1 protein-coding gene is annotated in these 2,176 nt (G+C 52.1%); it reads left to right on the top strand.

Annotated elements, in window-relative coordinates:
- Positions 1–259 precede the first annotated feature (259 nt).
- Entirely contained in the window at positions 260–1,708 is a 1,449-nt protein-coding gene (locus HMPREF2708_RS03740) for a nucleobase:cation symporter-2 family protein (RefSeq protein WP_070832537.1), read from the top strand.
- Positions 1,709–2,176: the final 468 nt, after the last annotated feature.

Below are 2,176 nucleotides of genomic sequence, written 5' to 3'. Positions count from 1 at the left end.
ACACTTCACACATAAAGCGAACCCGCAGGTCACAACACCTTTCTAGGGTATTTCCGAGCTAATAGAAGACCATAACCCTAGAGTTTCACTTAAAGCTGTTCCGCAATGCATTCGTTCAGCGGCTTCCCACGCACACTCACGAGTTATCTCAGCAAAGTCACGTGACCCGATGGCCTCGTCGTAAAGCGAGATGGAGCGAAACCACCCCAATATAAAGCTCCAGTGAGGAAAACCTGGACTAGGGAACTAAAGTCGAACTGTGACTACATCAACGAAGCCCGATGCTCAGACGGTTCATCCGGTCGATGAGTATCCGGGCCATGTGAAACTGCTTGTACTCGGCTTTCAACATGTGCTCGCCGCGTATGCAGGCGCGGTGGCAGTCCCGCTTTTCGTGGGCTGGGCACTTGTGGATGCCGGGCGTATGTCCCCATCCGATATTCCGCACCTAATTGCTGCGGACCTGTTTGTTGCAGGCATCGCCACCATCGTACAGTCGGTGGGTATTTGGCGATTTGGTGTACGACTACCACTGATTCAGGGCTGTACCTTCTCTGCCGCGATTCCGATGGTTACTATCGGATCGCAATACGGCGTGCCCGCAATCTACGGTTCGGTGATTGCATCGGGCATTTTCATGATGCTCTTTGCACCGCTTTTTGCGTCGCTTCTACGCCTATTTCCGCCGTTGGTCACTGGCACGGTGCTATTGATTATCGGCACGACGCTTATGCCAGTCGCAGCCGACTGGGTTGGTGGCGGTGCTGAAGTCAAGGACACTCCAGATTTCGGCGCACCTCAAAACTTGGCAGTAGCTGCGTTTGTGTTGGTTTTAATTCTCAGTATTGAGCGATGGGCACCAGAATGGCTCGCCCGCATTGCCGTTCTAGTGGGCATGATCTCCGGATTGCTGCTATGCATTCCGTTGGGAATGGTGGATTGGTCTGGAACTAAGGACTCACCAGTCTTCGGTTTGACGCATCCATTTTACTTTGGCATGCCTGAATTCGTACTCTCGGCTGTATTTGCCATGTGCATTGTTTCGCTTGTGACTATGGTCGAAGCGACTGGCGACGTACTTGCAATCGGCGAGATTACTGAATCCGATATTGATAATCACCGTATTGCCGACACACTGCGTGCCGACGGTGCTGCGACCGTAATTGGAGGTATTTTCAATACCTTCCAATACACGGCGTTTGCCCAGAACATTGGCGTTCTATCCATCACGGGCGTACGTTCCCGATGGGTTACCGCAGCTGCAGGTGGAATGCTGCTGATTTTGGGTCTGATTCCAAAGACGGCCGCTCTCGTTGCCGCTATCCCAGCTCCAGTTTTGGGAGGTGCCGGTATCGCCTTGTTCGGTATGGTCGCAGCATCCGGCGTCCGCACTCTCTCCAAAGTTAAGTTCACTGAATCCAACGTGATTGTGGTGGGTATTCCGTTGGCATTGGCATTACTTCCTGCTGTATCGCCCGAACTATTCTCCGGACTACCGGCGTGGGCGCAAACGTTTATGGCTTCGGGTATCTGCGTAGGTTCCGTCGCTGCTATCATCTTGAATCTTTTGTTCAACACCGCCGACCGTGCACCGCACGCCGTTACTCCGAGTGCTCACGACACTTTCCGCGGAGGTATTAACTCTGAAGATAAGGATCACGACGGCTACGGAGACGTCCCGTCGGCTAAGCCGAGCAGTAATAACTAACTTCGGTACTCTGATTAGCCCGGCTGCATAACTTAATCCCAGACAGAGCTAGCCTAACTAAATACGACACATTCCCGTATGGGCGCAGGCAATACCTCACCCAGACGGGATTTTCTTTTGGCGCGATCGAGGAGGCCGCCACAGCATCTCGTAGGTACGACTCGAAAATCAGAGCTGACTACTAAGTAAGCGTATGTCTCCCTATTTGGACAGCTTGGTGTTAAGCCTCAATTGATCCGGGGTATCAGTATGTTGGGATGAGTGGCGGCGATAGGCACAGAAGTGCAATAGATGAATCGCACATGCCAACAAGCTAAGTGCCAGAATTCGAGGAGCCTCCGCTACCGGTCTACTGCGCATCGGCCCCCTTCCAAGTACCAACAACCAAGCAAAATTAGTGGCTATCGCCGAGACATAAGCTTCGACATTTATCTATTGAATGTCGTTTACTTGTGGGTAAAACAAAAG

Source organism: Corynebacterium sp. HMSC073H12 (genome assembly GCF_001837775.1).
In the GTDB taxonomy this organism is placed as follows: domain Bacteria; phylum Actinomycetota; class Actinomycetes; order Mycobacteriales; family Mycobacteriaceae; genus Corynebacterium; species Corynebacterium amycolatum.
Note: the sequence above shows the minus strand (reverse complement) of the source record. Positions and strands in the feature narration are given on the sequence as shown.